This window comes from Meiothermus granaticius NBRC 107808 (assembly GCF_003574355.1).
GTDB classification, from domain to species: Bacteria; Deinococcota; Deinococci; order Deinococcales; family Thermaceae; genus Meiothermus; species Meiothermus granaticius.
In genome coordinates this window covers 19,897-39,061 of record NZ_QWLB01000007.1, presented here as the reverse complement: position 1 = coordinate 39,061, position 19,165 = coordinate 19,897, and the positions used below count along the sequence as shown (strand labels likewise).

Below are 19,165 nucleotides of genomic sequence, written 5' to 3'. Positions count from 1 at the left end.
CCCTTCCGCCGGGGTCATGGTGTGCCTTTTGGCCTCCATCCCGGCGTTTTTCATCTACCCAGTGGCCCTTGGTACCCCCGTTTGGAGCGTTTTATGCCCTTGCAGATTTACAACACCCTCACTCGGCGCAAAGAGGAGTTTGTCCCTGGAACCCCCGGTTATGTGGGCATCTATGTCTGCGGTCCCACCGTTTATGGCGACCCACATCTAGGGCATGCTCGAGGCCCCATCACCTACGATGTGCTGCGGCGCTGGCTGCGGCGGCAGGGGTTGCGGGTGCGCTTCGTCAGCAACATCACCGATGTGGGGCACCTGGTAGACGATGCGGATGAAGGCGAGGATAAAATCGCCCGGCGGGCCAAGCTCGAGCAGCTCGAGCCCATGGAGGTAGCCGAGAAATATACCTGGAGCTACTTCGATGAACTGGCCGCCCTCAACGTGCTCCGTCCGGACATCGCCCCTCGAGCCACCGGACACATCCTCGAGCAGCAGGCCCTGACCCAAGAGCTGATCGCCAAAGGCCATGCCTATGAGGCCAATGGCTCGGTGTACTTCAGCGTGAACAGCTGGCCACAGTACGGCAAACTCTCTGGCCGCACCCCTGAAGACGAGGAGGCCGGGGCACGGGTCGAGGTGCGGGAGGAAAAGCGCGACCCGCGCGATTTTGCCCTGTGGAAACGGGCCAACCCCGAACACCTGATGCGCTGGCCTTCCCCCTGGGGGGTGGGGTTTCCTGGTTGGCACATCGAGTGCTCGGCCATGAGCCTCAAGTATCTGGGCGAAGGCTTCGACCTGCACGCCGGAGGCATAGACCTGCAATTCCCCCATCACGAAGCCGAGATTGCCCAGGCCGAGGCAGCCGGGCACGCCTTTGCCCGCTATTGGATGCACCACAACCACGTACTCCTAAACGGGCAGAAGATGGCCAAAAGCACCGGAAATCTAGTGCTGCTCAGCCAGTTGCGGGGCAAGCATGAGCCCATGTACGTGCGGTTCTACCTGCTGCAGGCCCACTACCGCAGCGTGCTGGACTTCACCGACGAGGGCTTGGAGGCTGCCAAGAACGGTTATCTGCGGCTGCTCAACGCCTATCGTGAGGTGCACCATCGCCTTCAGGCGGCCCCCTCGGGCCACCATGCGGGCCTCGAGGCAGCCCTAGACATCCTCGAGCGCGACTTCGAGACCGCCCTAAACGACGATCTGAACACCCCTCAGGCCATTGCCGCGCTATTCGCCTTTGTCACCGAGCTGAACCGAGCCCTGGCCGAGCGCCCAGGGCGAGAGAGTTTGGCTCGAGCCGAGCGGGTTTTCACCGAGCTGGGCGAGGGGGTGCTGGGGCTGTTCCCGGCCAGGGTGTTGGAGCACCAGCTGGGAGGGGAGCTGCTCGAGGGGTTGGTGCAAATGCTCCTGAGCGTGCGGGAAGAAGCCCGGCAAAACCGCAACTTCAAGCTCTCCGATGCCATTCGGGACCGCCTGATCGAGCTAGGGGTACAGGTAGAGGACACTCGAGAAGGCCCCAAATGGAAGGTGGGGGCTTAGTTGACGCGATAACCTCGCCCCCACCGCTCTTACTTGTCGTAGGGTTTTCCCACCGCCGCAGGAGGCCTGCTGCGCCCGATGAACCCGGCCAGAACCAACATGGTCAGGATATACGGCAGGGCCTGGATGATCACCGAGGGCAGAATCTCACCGCCTTGAAGCTGAATGGCCAGGGCCTGGAAAAAGCCGAACAGCAGGGTTGCCCCCAGCACCCCCAAGGGATGCCACTTGCCAAAGATCAGGGCGGCCAGGGCGATAAAGCCCTGCCCAGCGCTCATGTTGCGCACAAACTGGTTAAGGAAACCGATGGAGAGGTAGGCCCCGGCAACCCCCGCCAGCACCCCAGAAAGGATGACCGCTATGTAGCGCATCCGAATCACATTCACGCCCATGGTCTCGGCTGCCTCCGGGTGCTCCCCCACCGCCCTTAGGCGCAAGCCCCAAGGGGTCTTGAACAACACCCACCAGATCAGCGGAACCAACAAAAAGGCCACAAACACCAGAATCGAGAGCTGATCCCCCAGCAAAAAGACCGTGGGAAGACGGTTCACCACTTCCTGGGAGGTGGAGGTGTTGTTATAGAGCACCTGTAGCAAGATGGAGGGCGCCCCCAGGGCCAGAATGTTGATCGCGGTACCGGAGACAATCTGGTCCGCGCGGTACTTAATGGAGGCCACCGCATGAACGGCCCCAACCAACCCCCCCATGGCCGCCCCCAACAAAAGCCCCACCCAAGGAATCCACCACTCCTGAGCCCCACCGGTGAGCACCTCGATCCGCTGCACCCCGATCGCCGAAGCCGCCGCCCCGAAGAGGATCATGCCCTCGAGGCCGATGTTCACCACCCCGCTTCGCTCAGAAAACAGCCCCCCCAAGGACGTGAACAGGAGCGGAGTGGCCTGCCGCAAGGTAGAGAAAAACAATGCGATCGCGATTTCCATGGCTTAGTCCCCCACGACCTTCGCAGCCTTGGCTGCCCCTTCATCCTGGCGGGCCCGGTCTTCCGTCTCGATCTGGGCCGCCCGCAGTGGATCGGTGAAGTAGCGCGGCAAAAGCCCACCCACCGCAATGAACATGATGATCAAAGCTTGCAACACCGTGACCAGATCCCGGCTGATCCCGAGCTGCACGTTGAGGGTCGTAGCCCCGGAGAGCAGCACCCCAAACAGGGCTGAGGCCAGAAAAATTCCCAGTGGGGTACTCTGCCCCATCAGGGCGATCGCGATGCCGAAAAACCCAGCATCGGTAGGCAGGCTCTGCTTGAGGCGGTAGGTCCCATCTACCCCACCCCCCAGCACGTAGTGGGTAGCCACCAATCCGGCCAAGGCCCCCGAGATCAGCATGGCCAGGATGATCTTGCGGTTGAGGTTGACCCCGGCATACTCAGCCGCCTTGGGGGCTAACCCGGTAGCCCGCAGTTCGTAGCCGCTCGAGGTGCGAAAGAGAAAAAAGTTGTAGAAGAGCAGGGCCACCACCGCCAGCAAAAAAGAACCGTTGAGCAAAATCGAGTTCAGATCGCTGCTGACCTTGACCGCAAAGCCTGGGATCAGCGCCCCCAAGAGGTAACCGACAATCACCGCGCCCGTCGCCCCCAGCAAGCGTCGCCCCAGCTCGAGCCGCCTCAACCCCACATAGACCCCGATCCCCGCAAGCACCGCCAACGGCAGGGCCCAGGAGAAATGCCCCCCAGGAACCAAAAGATCAATGATCTGAGGGAGGCGTGCCCCCGGTTGGATCTCGGCGCTGCGCCCCTCAAACCCTGGGGCTTTGAAGGGTAGGGTGACGGTGCGGCCAAAGAACTTATAGGTGTTGCTGGCGATCAAAAATAGCAACACCGAGGCCGCAATGTAATTGAGCATGATGGTGTTGATCACTTCGTTGGCCCCAAAACGGGCCTTCAGCCAGCCCGCGATCCCCGCCCACAAAGCCCCCCCCGCCATCGTGGCTATGATGGCCAGCGGTAGAACCACCCAGGCCGGGCCGGGGACATAAACCCCCACCAACATCGCAGCCACCGCTCCCAAGGTGATCTGCCCTGGCCCACCGATGTTGAACAACCCGGCCTTAAACCCGAAGGCTACGGCCACCCCGGCAAAAATCAGCGGGGTGGCGAAGGAAAGCGAGGAAAAAATCCCGGTCAGGCTGAGCACTGGGCTGAAGAGGATCTGGTAGGTATAGGTCACAAGGTCCAGTTTGGCCGCTAAGAATTCCCGCAGGGCCACACCTTGCCCACCGGTCAGGCCTAGCCCTGGGCGCAGCACCGCTACCACCAGGGCTCCGATCACTATGGCCAGGATCAAGGCCACCATCGGCACGATCAGCCCACGGTAACGGACCAAAAAAGCCCGCCCACCCGCCAGTTGAAGCCGGGCCAGAAGCAACAACCCCAGGGCATAGAAAAGGCCCACATAGGCCCCCAGCGAAAGGGAAAAGCGGCGCAGGGGGGGACGGCGGGCTCCAGCCGCTACCGCAGCCTGGTTGGCCGCATCCATGGCCTGATAGAAGAGGATTGCCTCGAGAGCAAACAGGGCCAGCCCCACCCCCCCCAGGATGTACAGCACCCTGGCCCGGTTGCGCTCATCCGGCAGGAACAGGGCCCCGCTGGCCACAATCAAAATCAGTACCCATAGGCCAAACGCCGGCGTCAGCCAATCCAGGTTAAGCGGTGGCAGCTTGAGCCCAGCCGGATTAATTGCCCCAAGGGGATTGAGCATATAGCTCGAGCCGTCAAACTCACGCATCGGCACGCCCCAAGGGCTTACCAGCATCAGCAGCAGCACCAGCAGATTCACTCCGAGAAACCAGTACCGACTCATCTTCACCCCGTATCGGGGGGATTCTACACTGTACCAGGCTCAAACGGTAAAGTCTTCAAGGGATAACAAACTCTTCATCAGGGCAGCTCGAGCCAGATCTGCCCACCCTCCTCTTTGGCCCGGTAGGCCTTCACCGGGCGGGGGGCAGGCAGGGTGGCCTTGCCGGTGCGCAGATCAAACCGGGCCCCATGGCGGGTACACTTGATGCTATGGCCTTCAATGGGTCCATCTGAGAGTGGATTTTTGTCGTGGGTGCAGATGTCCGAGATGGCAAACAGCTCCTCCCCTACCTTGAGGATGAGCACTGGGGTCTTCTCGCCCTCCACCCTAACCACCACCCGACCGTTCTCGAGCTGTTCCACTCGAGCCACTGCAATCCAGGGCATGCCTTCACCACACTCCGCAGGTATCCATACGGGGGTCGCTCCCCTGGCGCTCAGAGCCGGACTTTTTCCTCGATGATGTGCTCGATGTGCTCACGCAGCGGTTCGATGGGAATGCGGGTCAACACGTCGGTGAGGTGGGCCTTGACCAGGATCTGCTGCCCAACGTGCTGGGGTAGACCACGGCTCATCAGGTAGAACAGCTCCATGGGGTCTACCGGAGCGGTCGAGGAGCCATGGGAGCACTTCACATCATTGGCCGCGATCTCGAGCTGCGGCACGCTGTCCGACCTGGCCTCTGGAGACAACAGCAGGTTGCGGTTGGTCTGGTAGGCATCGGTCTTCTGAGCCCCGGGCTCGAGCTTGATGAGTCCGGCATACACCGTGCGGCTCCCATCCTTGGCCGCCCCCTTGTACAGCACATCCGAGTAGGCGTGATCGGCCACGTGGTGCTGAAGGGTGTAGTGGTCTACGTGCTGGGTTCCCGAGGTGAAATAAAGCCCCAGCATCTCCGAGTAGGAGCCCGCTCCCAGCATCTCCGACTGCACCTCGGCCCGCACAATCGAGCCGCCCATGTCCACGACCAGATCGTTGAGGGCGGCGTCGCGGTCTAGGTGGGCCCGCTGGCGGTGGAAGTGGTAGAAGCCCTCCCCCAAGGTCTGGATGTGGGCATGGCGCAGCTTGGCCCCCTGCGCCAGGATCAGCTCGGTGGAGGAGGTGTTGACCGAGGCCGGCACTTTAGCGGGAGAAATATACTCCTCGATGTAGACCCCTTGGCTGTTCACGTCGCCCACAATCAGGGTGCGAGAGCTCGAGAGCTTTCCCAGGGCATCGCTTCCGCGACCGGCTACGCCGGAAACCTGGCCCTCGAGGTACTTAAACACCCCGATGGGTTTGCTGAACTCCACGTTCTTGGGGATGTAGAGGAACACCCCGTGGGTAAAGAGGGCGGCGTTGAGCGCGGGGATCTTGGAGTTCTCCCGCCGACTGGCCTGGGCTCCGACCAGGTCGTTCCAGTTCACGGCCTTGAAGAGGTTGGCCTCAACCTGCTCTGGATGGGTGCGCAGGGCTTCATGCAGGCTGGTGAGGACCACCCCTTGCTTGGAGAGCTCCTCCGGCAGCTCAGCGTAGACCAGATCGGCCCCCACAAACACCGCGAACCCTGAAAGCTGGGCCTGTTCCAGACGGAGCTTTACCTCAGCGGGCAAGGCCTCGCGGGTCAAGGACTGGCCTACTGGAAGCTCGAGGGCCAGCTCCTCGAAGGGCACCTCGGTGATATCGGTGTACTTCCACTCCTCGGTGCGGGGGGTGGGGTAGGGCAGTTTGGTGAAGGTCTCCCAGGCCAAGAGGCGCTTGGCCCGGAGCCAGTCGGGTTCATTGAGGGTGCTGGAGACCTGCAAAACCAGGTCGCGGGAGAGGGTTGAGGTCAGTTCCATCTTAGCCCACCGACCCTTCCATCTCGAGCTCAACCAACTTGTTGAGCTCTACCGCGTACTCCAGCGGCAGCTCCTTGGCCACCGGCTCGATGAAGCCGCGCACGATCAGCGCTGCGGCTTCGTCCTCGGGCAGGCCCCGGCTCTGCAAGTAGAAGATCTGCTCGTCGTTGAGGCGGCTCACGGTGGCCTCGTGCCCTACCGTAGCGGTGTTGTTCTCGATCTCCATGTAGGGATAGGTGTCGGTACGAGACTCCTCATTAATCAGCAGGGCATCGCATTCCACATTCACCTTGGCGTGGTCGGCATTCTCGTAGATCTTGATCTGCCCACGGTAGCTGCTGCGGCCCGAGCCCTTAGAGATGCTCTTGGAGACGATCGAACCGGAGGTGTGGGGGGCCGCAAAGATCAGCTTTCCACCCGCATCCTGATGCTGGCCCGTGCTGGCAAAGGCGATGGAGAGAATATCCGAGCGAGCCCCCGGCTCAACCAAGTAACTGCTGGGATACTTCATGGTCAGCTTGGAGCCCAGGTTACCATCCAGCCACATGTGGTAGGCATCTTTCTTGACCAAGGCCCGCTGGGTGACCAGGTTGTACATGTTGTGCGACCAGTTCTGGATGGTGGTGTAGCGGCTGCGGGCACCCTGGTTCACCACAATCTCGATCACCCCGGAGTGGAAGGAGTCGGTGGTGTAGGTGGGGGCGGTGCAGCCCTCGATGTAGTGCATATCAGCGCCCTCATCCACCACAATGATGGTGCGCTCGAACTGGCCCAGCTCGGCGGTATTGACCCGGAAGTAAGCCTGCAAGGGCAGGTCTACCTTGACCCCCTTGGGCACGTACACAAAGCTCCCGCCCGACCAGACCGCCGAGTTGAGCGCGGCGTACTTGTTGTCCTCGGGGGGGATCACGGTAGCAAAGTACTCGCGGAAGAGGTCTTCGTGGTGCTTGAGCCCCTCCTCGATGGAGACGAAGATCACCCCCAGGCGTTGGAGCTCCTCTTTGACCTGGTGGTAGACCATCTCCGAATCGTACTGCGCACCCACCCCGGCCAGCACCTTGCGCTCGGCCTCGGGGATGCCCAGCTTCTCATAGGTGCGGCGAATCTCCTCGGGCACCTCATCCCAGCTCCTGGCATCGCGCTGCTCGGTAGGCTTGGCGTAGAAGTAGATCTCGTCCATGTTGAGGCCACTGAGATCCCCTCCCCATGTGGGAACGGGTTTGGACTGATAGATCTCCAAGGCCCTCAGCCTGAAGTCCAGCATCCACTGCGGCTCACCCTTGTGGTATGAAATCGCCTCCACCACCCGCCGACTGAGCCCTTTTTCGGCTTTGAAGACCGGTTTTACCTCGTCGCGGAAACCATATTTGTAATCGCTGCCAATGGTGGCAACATCAAAATCGGACATTATGCATCCCCCTAAAGCGTTGCGCTACCCCGCTGCAACGGCCAGCCCTTTGACCCACTCGTAGCCCTGTTCCTCGAGCTTCAGGGCCAACTCCGGCCCACCCGAGGTGACAATTTTGCCCTCCACCATCACATGCACCACATCCGGGGTGATGTAGTTAAGCAGGCGCTGGTAGTGGGTGATCAGCACCGCCCCAAAGCCCGGGCCACGCATGGCGTTAACCCCTTTAGAGACCACCTTCAGGGCGTCAATGTCCAGGCCGCTGTCGGTCTCATCGAGGATGGCATAAGTGGGCTCCAAAACCATCAACTGCAGGATTTCATTGCGCTTCTTCTCGCCCCCGGAAAAACCATCGTTGAGGTAGCGGGTCAGAATGCTCTCGTCCCACTCGAGGATCTGCAGGGCTTTTTGCAGCTTACCGTAGAACTCCATCACGCTCACATCCTGCCCCAGCTTGGCCTGCAAGGCCAGCCGCAGGAAGTTGGCATTGGTTACCCCTGGAACCTCTACGGGGTATTGGAAAGCCAGAAACAGCCCGTGCCGGGCCCGCTCGTCGGCCTCCATCTCCATCACGCTCTGGCCATCCACCAAGATCTCCCCTGCGGTCACCTCATAGCTGGGGTCGCCCGCCACAATTTTGGCCAGCGTTGATTTCCCTGAGCCATTGGGCCCCATAACGGCATGGATCTCGCCTTTAGGCACCACCAGATTCACGCCTTTGAGAATTTCCTCGCCGCTTTCGATGCGGGCATGCAGGTTTCTGATCTCGAGCTGATTCGCCATCGTGATTCCTCCTGACCCTTACTGCGAGTCATTCGCAACAGAGTATACGCTGTAGCCACCAAATGTACAGTGGTTTAGTCGGGATTCTCTCCCGGCCCGACCCGGCGGCCCCTTAGCACAACCTCGAGCGCAGCAAGGGGTAATTGTTCGTGGATTATTCGGCCTTGGCCTGCCGTCCCATCAAGGCCCCGATCTGCTCCGAGGGATCCGCGTCCTCATAGATCACCCGGTACACCGCTTCCGTAATGGGCAACTCGAGCCCCGTAGCCCACCCCCAGGCATGCAACGCCCGGACCGTGTAGATGCCCTCGACCACATTTTTTTGCGCTTGCAGTTGGGCCAGGGTCTCCCCCTTAACGATGCGTTCCCCTGCGTTGCGGTTGCGCGAGAGGGGGCTGCTGGCGGTTGCAATCAGGTCACCCAGGCCCGACAAACCCATGAAAGTGGCCTCACTGGCCCCTTGGGCCACCCCAAACTGAATGATCTCCCGCAAGCCCCGGGTGATGAGTGCGGCTTTTGCGTTGTCGCCTAAACCCAAGCCATCCACCATACCCGCTGCCAGAGCGATCACATTCTTGAGCGCTCCCCCCAATTCCACCCCGATCACATCTGAAGATGTGTAGACCCGAAAGCTGGCCCCAGAGAAGACCTGCTGCACCTGCAAGGCCAGCTCAGGGTCGCGGGAGGCCACCACAGCTGCGGCAGGCAAGAACCGGGCGATTTCATCGGCCAGATTGGGCCCCGAGAGCACCGCGACCCGGCCTACCCCCGTGACCTCTTCGATCACCTGGCTCATGCGGAGGAGGTGATGGTCGGTAAACTGCAGGCCCTTGGTGACCGAGACATACGCTGCAGCCCTGGGCAGCCAGCCCAGCGTTTCCCGGATCGCTTTGGAGGGCAGGGCAACCACCGCCAAGCGGGCCTCATGCAGGGCCTCTTCGGCCTCGGCGGTGGGGTGGAGGCTTTCGGGGAAGAGGGCTCCCGGCAAGTATTCGCGGTTTTGCCGTTCCTCCTGCATGGCCTGGGCATGCTGAGGCCGCCGCGCCCACAAGCTCACCGGCACCCCTTTGGACGAAGCCAGCAGGGCCAGGGCCGTGCCCCAGGCCCCCGCCCCAAGCACCGCAACCTTGGCCCCCCCCTGCCGCTCGAGGGATTGGGCTTGGGATTCTCCCTCAGGGATCAATAGGGTCAGCGACATGGCTTAGCGCACCAAATACAGCACCTCAAAGGCTTCGTACCAAGCCCCAATCAGCAAGAAGAAGGTCCCCAAATAGGTGGCCAGGGCCAGGGCCCGGATCCCAGCCCGATACCCCTCCCCTTTCATCACCTTGTTCAAGAGCACCAGGCCACCAAACGTGCCCAAAATATAGGCTTGCAGCTCGATGATCAGGGTGGGAATGTGAGCGATGAAGGCCCCGGTCGGGAGGGCTACCGGGCTCAAAGCAAAACCAAAGATGAAATAGCGCACCGCATTGATCAGCAGGGCCGGAATTCCCAGGGCCATCCCCGGAAGGGCCGTGGTCAGGAGGAGGCCTCGAGTCAGGTTCCAGTAGAAAATCACCAAGGCCAACCCCAGGGGCCCTGCGGTCGCCGCACCCCCTATCCCGACCTGCTCCAGAGCACCCCCTACCATCTCCTGGAGCAACCGCACCAACCGGGGCTCAGTGTATGCCAGCACCGAGCCCAGGATGTAAAGGCCGTACAGCAGCAGGTTGAGCCCCAGGTAGGTTCGGCGGTGTTCCCGCACCAGGGCCCAGCCCTCGCGCCACCAGCGGCCCAAGGGGGTACGGCCGCGCAGCAACCACAACCACGCCAACGTAATCCCCACAAATAGCGTCCAGGCCACCGGGCTGCGAATCCAGCCGGGCAGCTGTCCACCTTGGGGAATAAAGGAAATACGCGTGACCTCCCCAGCCCGCAAGGTGACCCGCACCTCGCCCCCCAGGGTTCCTACCGCGGCGGGAAAACGCACCAGGGTGCCGTTTGGGGTGGCCTGGACTTGCGGCTCACCCAAATTGACCGAAAGCCCAGAGGGCGGCGGAGCAAAGGCTATGCTGCGCTCGAGCAGCTTGATGGCCTCCTCGGGGGATTTGCCGATGGCCTGAGCAGGGTCCAGGCTGTACTTTCCGGCTTGCCAGTCCTGCACCGCCTGGCGGGCAATCTCGGCAGGGGCCTGGGCTAAGGCCACCGCGGAGCCAAACCACAAGCAGAGCAGCAGCTTCCAGATCACCGAGCGCAAGCCCGGAAACCAAAGGGGCAGGCCGCCCCCCAACCCCAGGCCCCAACGCCAGTCGCTCAACATACCCAACAGCCTACGCGAAAACCCCACCTCTGGGCATCCTCTTGGCTCACACCTCCTGTAAGGGCACCCCCTGGGAGCACAAAGGGCAGTCCTCAGGGGCATAGGTGGGAAACTCGAGGCGCGTGAGGACCTTAAAGGGCACCCCGAAATCAACCCCTTGGCTGCGGTCAATGATGGCCCCCACCGCCACACATCTGGCCCCTTTCGCTTCGGCCGCTCGGATAGCCCTTTGCACCGATCCGCCCGTTGTCACCACATCCTCGACCGCTAAAAACCGCTCACCGGGGTGGAGCGTGAGCCCTTCTCGTATCCCCATCTGGCCCTCCCCCTCTTTCTCGGCGAACAGGGCCCGCACCCCTAGGGCCTTAGCGGTCACAAAAGCCAGCACCACCCCACCCATAGCCGGGCCGATCACGAAATCGAGGTCCAGGTCATCGAAAAGTTCCCCCAAAGCCTCCCCGATGGCTTCAGCGTAGATGGGGTGCTGCATCAGCGTGGTGGACTGTAAGAACTTGGGGCTATGCAGCCCTGAACGCAGCAGAAAGTGGCCCTCGAGGTAGGCCCCGGTCTCACGGTAGAGCTTCAAGACATCCACGCCGCCTATCGTACCCTGGGGTCTGGATCAAAAAGCCCTGGCTGAACGGCTTGCCCAGGCACCCGGAAATGCTCGGTGCTGAGCTGGGGTCTGGCCCTGGGCAGCCCGGCTCTGCGGCAGGCCGACCGGTGCAGGGCACGAATCTGCTCCGCGTAGGGGCCCTCCCCCACCATGCGGTAGCCAAATCGGGGATCGTTGAGCTGGCCTCCCCGCACGTCTCGGATGCGCCCCAAGACCTTGTTGGCTCGGTCAGGGAAGTGGCGCTGCAGCCAGTCCACAAAGAGATCTTTGAGCCCATAGGGCAGATGCAGGATGTTGTACCCCACCCAGCTCGCACCGGCATCTGCTGCCGCCTGTACCAGGGCCGGGATTTCCCGGTCGGTGAGGCCAGGGATGATCGGCGCATTGAGTACCCCCACCGGAACCCCGGCCTTGGCCAGCAGCTCTACGGCCTGGAGGCGGCGCTTGGGCGAGGAAGTGCGGGGCTCCATGACCCGCCGGAGTTCCTCGTCGAGGGTGGTCAGCGAAAGGGTTACGGCGACGCCCTGGAACTGGGCGAGTTCTCTGAGCAAGTCCAGATCGCGGGTCACCAGGTAGTTCTTGGTAATGAGCGCAACTGGGTTGCGAAATTCGAGAAACACCTCCAAGCAGCGGCGGGTTAGCTCGAGCCGCCGCTCTACCGGCTGGTAGATATCGGTCACCCCACTGAAGGCTACCGGCTGAGGCTGCCAGCCCTTGGCCGAAAGCTCCCTGCGCAGGAGCTCGGGGGCCTCGAGCTTGACCAGAATGCGGCTCTCAAAGTCCAGCCCCGCGGAGAAACCCAGGTACTCGTGGGTGGGACGGGCATAGCAATAGGCGCAGCCATGCTCACAGCCTCGATAGGGGTTCGCAGAAGCCCGGAACCCAATATCCGGGGAATCGTTGTAGGTGATTAGGCTGCGGGTACGGTCGTGAAAATAGTGGGTCTCGGTTTTCAAGTCCTGCGGTTCGAAGTAGTCATCGGTCGGGTCAAGGCTAGCCTGGAAACGCTCAAAACGAGGGCTCGGATTCGAAGCAGCTCCGCGTCCCACAAGGGTCTTGTGGAGTTTTACCGATGGGCCCATTTTCACATTTTATCATACTTCAGCTTATTTATCTGTTTATAACGTATAAACCCTCCGGCTCAGCCGCTGCTCTAATCCGTCGCGGTTGGATAAGATGAGGCCCATGTCCCACCCGCTCTACCTGCCCGGCGAGATCGCTCCAGCTACCGCACAACCGCTCCCCGAGCTGCCTCTGCTGGTGCTGGTGGGCCTTACCGGCGTGGGCAAAAGCAGCCTACTGAACGCGCTTTCCTACCCCGCACTGCCCGATCGCCGTGCGGTGGTGGATCGCTATGTGCTCCCCCTGTTTGGCCATCCATCCGACGCAAGCCTGGACCGAACCGAGCGCTTTGCTCTGACCCGCCGCTTCCGCCAGGAATATCCCGGCGGGGTAGCCCAGGCCCTAACCAAGGCTAGAACCGAGCCTGACTGGCCCCTGCTTTTCGACGGGCTGCGGGGGGAGGAGGAGGTGCGCTACGCCTTGGAGCACCTACCCAAGAGCCATTTTGTGGTGCTCGAGGCCCGCGATCTGACCCGGCTAGCCCGGCTTCTGGAGCGGGCCGACCGCTTTGACCGGGTGCGGCTCGAGCACAGCGACCTGGCCACCCTGCGCGAGCTGGCCCAGGGGGTGTTGAGCCAAGCCGAGCTTCAGGAAGCCTTGGGCTGGAAGGTGCCCATTGCGGAGCTCACCGCTAAGCTCAAGATTGTGGCCGAGGAGCGCAAAAACTACGACCCCGCAGGGGCTCGCAGGGCACTACAGGGCTCACCGCGCGCGCTGTTTCTCGATACCGAAGCCCTCAGCCTGGACCAAGAGGCCGAGGCCATCCGAGGGCTGGTCGCGCAGATCGCCCGGCAGGAAGCGGTGTAGACTGGCAAGACCTGGTGAGGGTTTATTCTGTAATCTGCTCGGTTTGTACGGCATAGGTTCTCTTCCCTATAGGGCTTGCGGCATTCACAAGTTATGGCTGTCATTAAGCGCATCACCCCCCGTCCGTTTCGCCTTCCGCTGCGAGCCGCGCTGCGCTGGGGCAAGTCCTCCGAGCTGGCCGCTTTGGAACACCTGCTGCTCGAGGTCGAGCTCTCCGATGGCTCGATCGGTCGGGCTGAGATCCCCCCCCGCCCCACCATCTACGGCGAGACGGTGAGTACCGTGCGGGCGGCGCTGGACTACCTGACCCCGCAATTGCTGGGTCTGGAAGCCGAGGATACCGAGGCCGTTCAGCAGGTGCTGAACGGCTTTCCAGGCCACCTCACCACCAAAGGTGGGCTGGATATCGCCCTGTGGGAAGCCTGGGCCCACAGCGAGGGGCAGGAGCTCCCTCAAGTGCTGCGGCCCCAGCAGCATCGGGTGCGGGTCAGCTACATCCTGGGCATCGCTGATGAGGCCGAGATGCTGACCGATGCCCAGGCGGTCTATCAGGCCGGGGTACGGGTGCTCAAGGTCAAGGTAGGGCGCGATCTAAAGGGCGACCTCCAGCGGCTACAAACCCTGCGCGAAAGCTTTCCCGAGATCGAGCTGTACGCTGATGCCAACGAGACCCTGAAGGCCGACCAAGCCTCCGAATACCTAAAAACCTGGGCGGAAGCGGGGCTGCTCTATGTGGAAGAGCCCCTGCCCATCGAGCAGGTCTCGGCCCGGCAAGCCCTGCGGGCAAAGGGCCTCCTCCCCATCATCGCTGACGATTCGGCCTTTACCCTGCGCGACCTGCAGCGCGAGCTCGAGCTCAACACCTTCGATATCCTCAACATCAAACCTGCCCGCAGCGGCTACACGGCCAGTTTGCAGATGCTCGAGCGGGCCAGGGCGGCGGGTAAAGGGGTGATGCTGGGATCACAGGCCCTCTCGAGCTTTGGCGCCTATCAAACCGCGCTGCTGGCCTTCCAGGGGGGGGTCAGTGCGCCCAACGAGCTGGCCTTCCACCTCAAAGCCGAGGGGGGCTTCTGCAACTTCCCCGCCCTGCGCGAGGGCTGGCTGTATTGGGGGGACCTCGAGGGATGCCATTTTCAGCCCGAAGCCTTTGAGCGATATGCCCTATGATCCTCCTTCCGGATAAGATCACCGCGGCCCTTAGGGTACTGCTGCACACCCTGGACCAAGGGGTGGAGTGGGCGATCAGCGGAAGTCTGGCCCTGGCCCTCTACGGCCTGCCGGTGGTGCCTAAGGACATTGACCTTCAAACCGATCGCTCCGGAGCCGATGCCCTCTCGCGGCTGCTGCAGGCCTATCAAGTCTATCCGCCGGGCCTGCACCTGGGGGTGCGGTTAATGCGCTCGTATCTGGCCCAGTATCGGATTGAAGGGGTGGTGGTTGAGGTGATGGGGGACCTCGAGTATCAAAGCGTGGACGGAAGCTGGCACCGAGCCCCAGATTTCAAGCTCCAGCGGCGTACCCAGGAATACCTGGGGATCAGCGTACCGGTGATCTCGCTGGAGTATCTCCATGAGTTCTACCTTCAGCTTCAACGCCCCGCACGGGTTGCCCTGATCGAGGCGAAGCTTCAAGACCAGCAGGCCAGCGGGGGGGGCTCCAACCCCCAGTAATACCGGATTCGGTCCGCTTGAATCCGGTATCAGGCTTGGCTACCGCTCCAGATCCTCCAGCCAATCCCACAGTTTGGGATCCTCGAAATCAGCAACGACCAGCGTCGCCCCAGCCGCTTCTAACCCCTCGAGGGCGTGCCCGGTGCGAAGGGCAACAGTGCGAATGCCCGCCCCTACCGCCGAGCGCACCCCCGAGGGGGAGTCCTCAAAGGCAAGCGCGGCTTCTGGAGCCACCCCCAGCGCCTGTAGCGCTGTGCGGTAGGGCAGTGGGTCAGGCTTGCCGGCCCCAAGCTCCTCGGCAACCACCCTCACGGCAAACTCGAGACCCAGCATTGCGATGAGGTGTTCTACGTTGGCTTGGGGGGCGTTGGTGACCAAACCCAGCCGCAGCCCTTTGGCTTGTGCCCAATCCCAAAGGCGGGCCAGGCCTTTGGTCGGGAGCAACCCCTGGGCCAGTTGGCGAAAGCGCTCCTCCTTGCCTTGCAAAAAAGCGGCCGCTTCGGCCCCAGAAAGCTGGGGCAGGACGTCGGCTACGATATCGGGATTGAGCCTCCCGCTCACATGGGTTTGGTAGTAGGCGTGATCGGCCCGGATGCCGTAAGAGGCCAGGGCCTCGAGCCAGGCCTGCTCATGCAGGCGGTCGGTATCTACCAGGGTGCCATCAAGATCAAAGAGCAGGGCGCTGAGTGGCTTCACTTTGCCTCCGCAAGAGCTGGATCAAGAGGATCAGGAGCAGCATAATCCCCAGGATACCCAGGGGAATCGCCGAGACCGGGAGCAGGGCAAAAGCCGCCGGAATCAGGTTGGCCCCCACCGAAGAGAAATAGAACACATAGGCCAGCGCAAAATACCCCACCCGCTGGTGGGTAAAGCCATAGAGGGTGGGAAAAGTCGGGCTGATCAAGAATCCAGCCAGCGGAAACAAAAAGGCCAGCCCAGGCACAAAATAAACCCCTATAACCCCAAGCGTAAGGGCCAGCAGAACACCCAAACGGCTTAGGGTTCGCTGGGCAATAAACCCAGAAAGGGTTACCCGGCCCAGCGAGAAGGCAATCCAGTGCAACGAAAGCAAAATCCCCACCAGGCGGGGGTCATACCCCAGGTGGCGCAGGTAGATTCCGGAGAAAGTAGCCAGGACCACCTCGAGCGCCACATAGGCCACCAAGGTCAGGAGGATCAGCGGGAGCAGGGTGGGGTGCGCCTGAGGCCGGTTGGAGTGGGTCTCGAGCTGCGGCGGGGGGGCCTGCCACAGCAACCCAGCGGTGATGAGGGCCAGCAGAGCGAACAACGCATACCCAACCCGCCAGGGCAGCAGCGTCACCAGCAACGGAGCCAACACAGATCCCACCCCAAACATGGCGTTGATGCGATTGAGCACGGTAAGGCGCCCTTCCGGGTATAGCTCAGCGGGCAAGGTATTGCTGTGAAAATTACAGACCATCAGCCCCAATCCCAGGAAGGGGGCAGCCGCCAAAATGCCCTTGAATTGGGGTGTAAGCGCTACCAACAAAAGCCCCGCCCCCTCGGCAATCAAGGCCAGCGACAACCAGGGGTGGCGGTGGCGCATCCGGCTCCCCAGAAAGGTTCCCAGCAACCCCCCCACAAAGAGCAGGTTGAAGTACCCGGCAATTTCACGGCTAACCCCAAACTCTGTGCCCCATTGCGGGATCGCGCCTCCCGGTGCAGCCCCGATAATTCCACTGACCAGAAGGGCCAGCCCGCTGCCAAGCGTAAATCGAAGACGCACCGGGTTATTCTATGGGCTTCTCGGCATCCTGTGGATACTCATTTTCTTCTTCACGAAACGTTTACCTAAGGGGGCTCGAGGTTGTGCCCCCCGGAAAAGACCGGCTATCCTCCCTAAGTGGGGAGGTGGGTATATGCGGTCACAAAACCTCGCAGTCTGGAGCTGGAGTTCAGCCCTGCTCCTGTTGGTGCTATCGGGCTGCGGCAGCACGCCCTCGGTAGGTAGCCAGCCCCTCACGCAAGCTCAGGCCAACGACCTCAAGACGGTGGCCCCGTATCTGGGCAGCGCACTGGTGAGCGGGTTACGCGGAGGCGGGAAGGGCGCGGTGGGCCAAACCCTAAAGCAGAGCTATCTGGGTGGCACCTGTAGTGTAAGCGCTCCAGCCAATAGCGATAAGGACCAGGACGGTATCCCGGTCAATTTCAAGGCCAGCTTCCAGGACTGCACCGAGGATAAGCTGCTGTTCATTCAGGTGACCAACGGTAACGTGAGCATCAACGATGCCAACGACAACGACCCCCAGAGCGGCTTTACCTCCAAGGCCACCGATCTCCGCTTCGATTTCTACGCCAATAAAGGCGGAGGGAACAAAGGCCCTCAGCTTTTTCGCATGGTGGATAACTGGGAGGTAACGGTCGGGGTCACCTCGGCAAGCGCCAGCGTGGACTACCAGTTCAGCGTGGCCTTGACCCATTTCAACAACGGGGTGGCGGACAAAACCTGGAACGGCTCCCTGCGGTTCACCGGCTCGTACATTCCCGAAAACGACGGCAACCTCGACCGCTTTGATGCAGGAACCCTCAACTTGCGGGGCACATTGGCCTTGGGCGAGTTTGTCCTCAACGAAACCGTGAGCGACCTCAAGTTCAACTCGAGCTGCACCGCTGGCCCCATCGCTGGCAAGATCCGCTTCGACGATGGGCTGGGGAATTTCCTCGAGCTCACCTACACCGGCTGCAACAGCGGAACCTTTACATATAACGCCAGCGGTTCCGGCAGCTTCTAAGCTGGGCCCTGCGGGGGGTGGCCCGGCCAGGTTCAGATTTGCCCCTTTGCCCTGACACAACCCAGTACCATGGGCCTATGCTCCGATTCCTAGCCCTGCTGATCCTGCTCCTTGGCTCGAGCCTGGCCCAATCCCTGCTCTCGCTGGCCCCACCGGGCGCGGTGGCAGGGGTTTCCTTGGGCAATTTGAGCAACAGCCGCTACCTCAAGGGCATCGCCGCCGACTGGAAGGAAAGCGGGATGGAAGCCCTGCTAAAGGGAGAGGTACGCAAGGAGGCAGGGAGCGATGCTGACCTGGTAGGAACCTTTGCGGGCGGAGCCGCGGTGGCCCTATACCCTGATGGCTTCTTTCTGATCGCCCGGCCCAACGCCGCGGCCATGAATCTCATCCGCAAGAATACCAAAGGCCTCAAGCCCCAAGCGGGCTGGATGGTGGGAGGGGACAAGGACGCGCTAACCGGGTTTAGCCGGGACTTAGTGTTCATCGCCACCCCCAGAATTGCTCGGTTGTTTCTGCAGAATAAGCGCGGTCTACAGGCTCCGATCTCCGGAGACTTCCTGATCTGGGGCGCTCCCCCCCAAAACCTGATCCAGTCCTTGCAGCTTCCTCCCCGCACCAATGGGGCCGCCCGGGTGATTCGGCGTTTCAGCTTTGCCCTCAAGCTGACCGAAGGGGGATACACCTCAGAAACCCGCCTCGAGGTCAACCCCGCCCCCGATGCCGCCTTTGCCAGCTTTTTTCTACCGCAAGGGCAGCCCTACGACGCGGGTGAGCTACCCCAGGGGCTATCGGTCTCCACCGGAATCCTTGACCTGGCCAAGCTATCCCGTTACCTCAGTGCTATCGCCCAGGAGTTGGGGGCTAAAGTCAACCTAGACCTTTCCGCGTTTGGCAGCCGCTACGCTACCGTCAATGTGCAGGGACCACCCCCGGCGCCGGATGGGCGCAGTTCAGACGTGCTCGGGCACCTTCTGGTGTACCTCGAGGTCAAAGACCCGGCCACTGCAGAAGCCAACCTGCTGGGGCTGCTGCAAAACCTGGCGGCCTTCGCCACCCCCCAAGGTCAGGGTGGGTTTAAGGTGCTGCCCCCGCAAGGAGAGTTCAAGGCAGTGCAGCTTGGATCCATCGGCAAGCTCTACTACAAGGTGGAAGCCACTCGCATGGTTATCGCTACCAGCACCAGCGCACTCGCTGCCGCCAACGGCCCTACCTGGAAAACCGACCCCAACTATCAGAAGTTCCGGGTACGCATCCCGGCCAACGCGGTGGGCTATAGCTTCAACGATGGTGGGGCAGCCCTGAGCATGAGCGCGGCCCAAATTGGCGAGATGCTGCCCCAAACCATCGGCAATCAGGCCGATGCCAAGTTCTCCAGAGACCTAGCCAAGAGCCTGAGCAACTTCATGGGTCGCCTGGCCCAGCGCTTTGGTTCAGGGCTTTCCTACTCGACCGTGGAGGGCAACACCCTGATTGGCCGGGGGTTCTATGAGGTGCGGTGGTAGCTCGAGGGCTTGAGGTCCACTCAGC

At 61.8% G+C, this 19,165-nt stretch carries 18 protein-coding genes; 6 read left to right on the top strand and 12 right to left on the bottom strand.

Features of this window, described 5'->3' with window-relative positions:
- Positions 1-93: 93 nt before the first annotated feature.
- Complete coding sequence (gene cysS / locus Mgrana_RS03725; RefSeq protein ID WP_119356260.1) at positions 94-1,539, top strand: cysteine--tRNA ligase; 1,446 nt, start codon at positions 94-96, stop codon at positions 1,537-1,539.
- Positions 1,540-1,568: 29 nt separating this feature from the next.
- On the opposite strand, the gene Mgrana_RS03720 is transcribed toward cysS, so the two are convergent.
- From Mgrana_RS03720 to Mgrana_RS03675, 10 genes are all read right to left on the bottom strand, one after another.
- Positions 1,569-2,480 carry an ABC transporter permease gene (locus Mgrana_RS03720; protein WP_119356259.1) on the bottom strand — a complete coding sequence of 304 codons (912 nt, stop codon included), beginning with the start codon at positions 2,478-2,480 and terminating at the stop codon, positions 1,569-1,571.
- Positions 2,481-2,483: 3 nt separating this feature from the next.
- Entirely contained in the window at positions 2,484-4,355 is a 1,872-nt protein-coding gene (locus Mgrana_RS03715; RefSeq protein WP_119356312.1) for an ABC transporter permease, read from the bottom strand.
- 77 nt (positions 4,356-4,432) lie between these two features.
- A complete protein-coding gene (locus Mgrana_RS03710; protein ID WP_119356258.1) occupies positions 4,433-4,741 on the bottom strand; it encodes a Rieske (2Fe-2S) protein in 309 nt (102 codons plus the stop codon).
- A gap of 50 nt (positions 4,742-4,791) precedes the next feature.
- Entirely contained in the window at positions 4,792-6,174 is a 1,383-nt protein-coding gene (gene sufD, locus Mgrana_RS03705; protein WP_119356257.1) for a Fe-S cluster assembly protein SufD, read from the bottom strand.
- A gap of 1 nt (position 6,175) precedes the next feature.
- Positions 6,176-7,582 carry a Fe-S cluster assembly protein SufB gene (sufB, locus tag Mgrana_RS03700; protein ID WP_119356256.1) on the bottom strand — a complete coding sequence of 469 codons (1,407 nt, stop codon included), beginning with the start codon at positions 7,580-7,582 and terminating at the stop codon, positions 6,176-6,178.
- A gap of 24 nt (positions 7,583-7,606) precedes the next feature.
- The gene (gene sufC, locus Mgrana_RS03695; RefSeq protein ID WP_119356255.1) at positions 7,607-8,365 is read right to left on the bottom strand and encodes a Fe-S cluster assembly ATPase SufC; all 759 of its coding nucleotides are present in this window, start codon (positions 8,363-8,365) and stop codon (positions 7,607-7,609) included.
- 154 nt (positions 8,366-8,519) lie between these two features.
- On the bottom strand, positions 8,520-9,563 hold the full coding sequence (locus tag Mgrana_RS03690; protein ID WP_119356254.1) for an NAD(P)H-dependent glycerol-3-phosphate dehydrogenase: 1,044 nt from the start codon (positions 9,561-9,563) through the stop codon (positions 8,520-8,522).
- Positions 9,564-9,566: 3 nt separating this feature from the next.
- Entirely contained in the window at positions 9,567-10,667 is a 1,101-nt protein-coding gene (locus Mgrana_RS03685; protein WP_240631238.1) for a stage II sporulation protein M, read from the bottom strand.
- A 46-nt stretch (positions 10,668-10,713) separates the two neighbouring features.
- A complete protein-coding gene (gene pyrE, locus Mgrana_RS03680; RefSeq protein ID WP_119356253.1) occupies positions 10,714-11,262 on the bottom strand; it encodes an orotate phosphoribosyltransferase in 549 nt (182 codons plus the stop codon).
- A gap of 5 nt (positions 11,263-11,267) precedes the next feature.
- Positions 11,268-12,365 carry a PA0069 family radical SAM protein gene (locus Mgrana_RS03675; protein ID WP_119356252.1) on the bottom strand — a complete coding sequence of 366 codons (1,098 nt, stop codon included), beginning with the start codon at positions 12,363-12,365 and terminating at the stop codon, positions 11,268-11,270.
- Positions 12,366-12,468: 103 nt separating this feature from the next.
- Between Mgrana_RS03675 and Mgrana_RS03670 the strand changes: the two genes are divergently transcribed.
- From Mgrana_RS03670 to Mgrana_RS03660, 3 genes are all read left to right on the top strand, one after another.
- Complete coding sequence (locus tag Mgrana_RS03670; RefSeq protein WP_119356251.1) at positions 12,469-13,212, top strand: DEAD/DEAH box helicase family protein; 744 nt, start codon at positions 12,469-12,471, stop codon at positions 13,210-13,212.
- 93 nt (positions 13,213-13,305) lie between these two features.
- Positions 13,306-14,382 carry an enolase C-terminal domain-like protein gene (locus Mgrana_RS03665; protein ID WP_119356250.1) on the top strand — a complete coding sequence of 359 codons (1,077 nt, stop codon included), beginning with the start codon at positions 13,306-13,308 and terminating at the stop codon, positions 14,380-14,382.
- Positions 14,379-14,885, top strand: coding sequence for a nucleotidyltransferase domain-containing protein (locus tag Mgrana_RS03660; protein ID WP_186813095.1), 507 nt, complete (start codon positions 14,379-14,381; stop codon positions 14,883-14,885). The genes Mgrana_RS03665 and Mgrana_RS03660 overlap by 4 nt, the downstream gene beginning before the upstream one ends.
- Positions 14,886-14,924: 39 nt before the next feature.
- On the opposite strand, the gene Mgrana_RS03655 is transcribed toward Mgrana_RS03660, so the two are convergent.
- On the bottom strand, positions 14,925-15,581 hold the full coding sequence (locus tag Mgrana_RS03655) for an HAD family hydrolase (RefSeq protein ID WP_119356249.1): 657 nt from the start codon (positions 15,579-15,581) through the stop codon (positions 14,925-14,927).
- Entirely contained in the window at positions 15,553-16,632 is a 1,080-nt protein-coding gene (locus Mgrana_RS03650) for an MFS transporter (RefSeq protein WP_240631237.1), read from the bottom strand. The genes Mgrana_RS03655 and Mgrana_RS03650 overlap by 29 nt, the downstream gene beginning before the upstream one ends.
- 133 nt (positions 16,633-16,765) lie before the next feature.
- Here Mgrana_RS03650 and Mgrana_RS03645 point away from each other — a divergent pair, with 133 nt between their 5' ends.
- Both Mgrana_RS03645 and Mgrana_RS03640 read left to right on the top strand, forming a co-directional pair.
- Complete coding sequence (locus Mgrana_RS03645; protein ID WP_119356248.1) at positions 16,766-17,638, top strand: hypothetical protein; 873 nt, start codon at positions 16,766-16,768, stop codon at positions 17,636-17,638.
- 77 nt (positions 17,639-17,715) lie between these two features.
- The gene (locus tag Mgrana_RS03640) at positions 17,716-19,140 is read left to right on the top strand and encodes a hypothetical protein (protein WP_119356247.1); all 1,425 of its coding nucleotides are present in this window, start codon (positions 17,716-17,718) and stop codon (positions 19,138-19,140) included.
- The last annotated feature ends 25 nt before the right edge of the window (positions 19,141-19,165 follow it).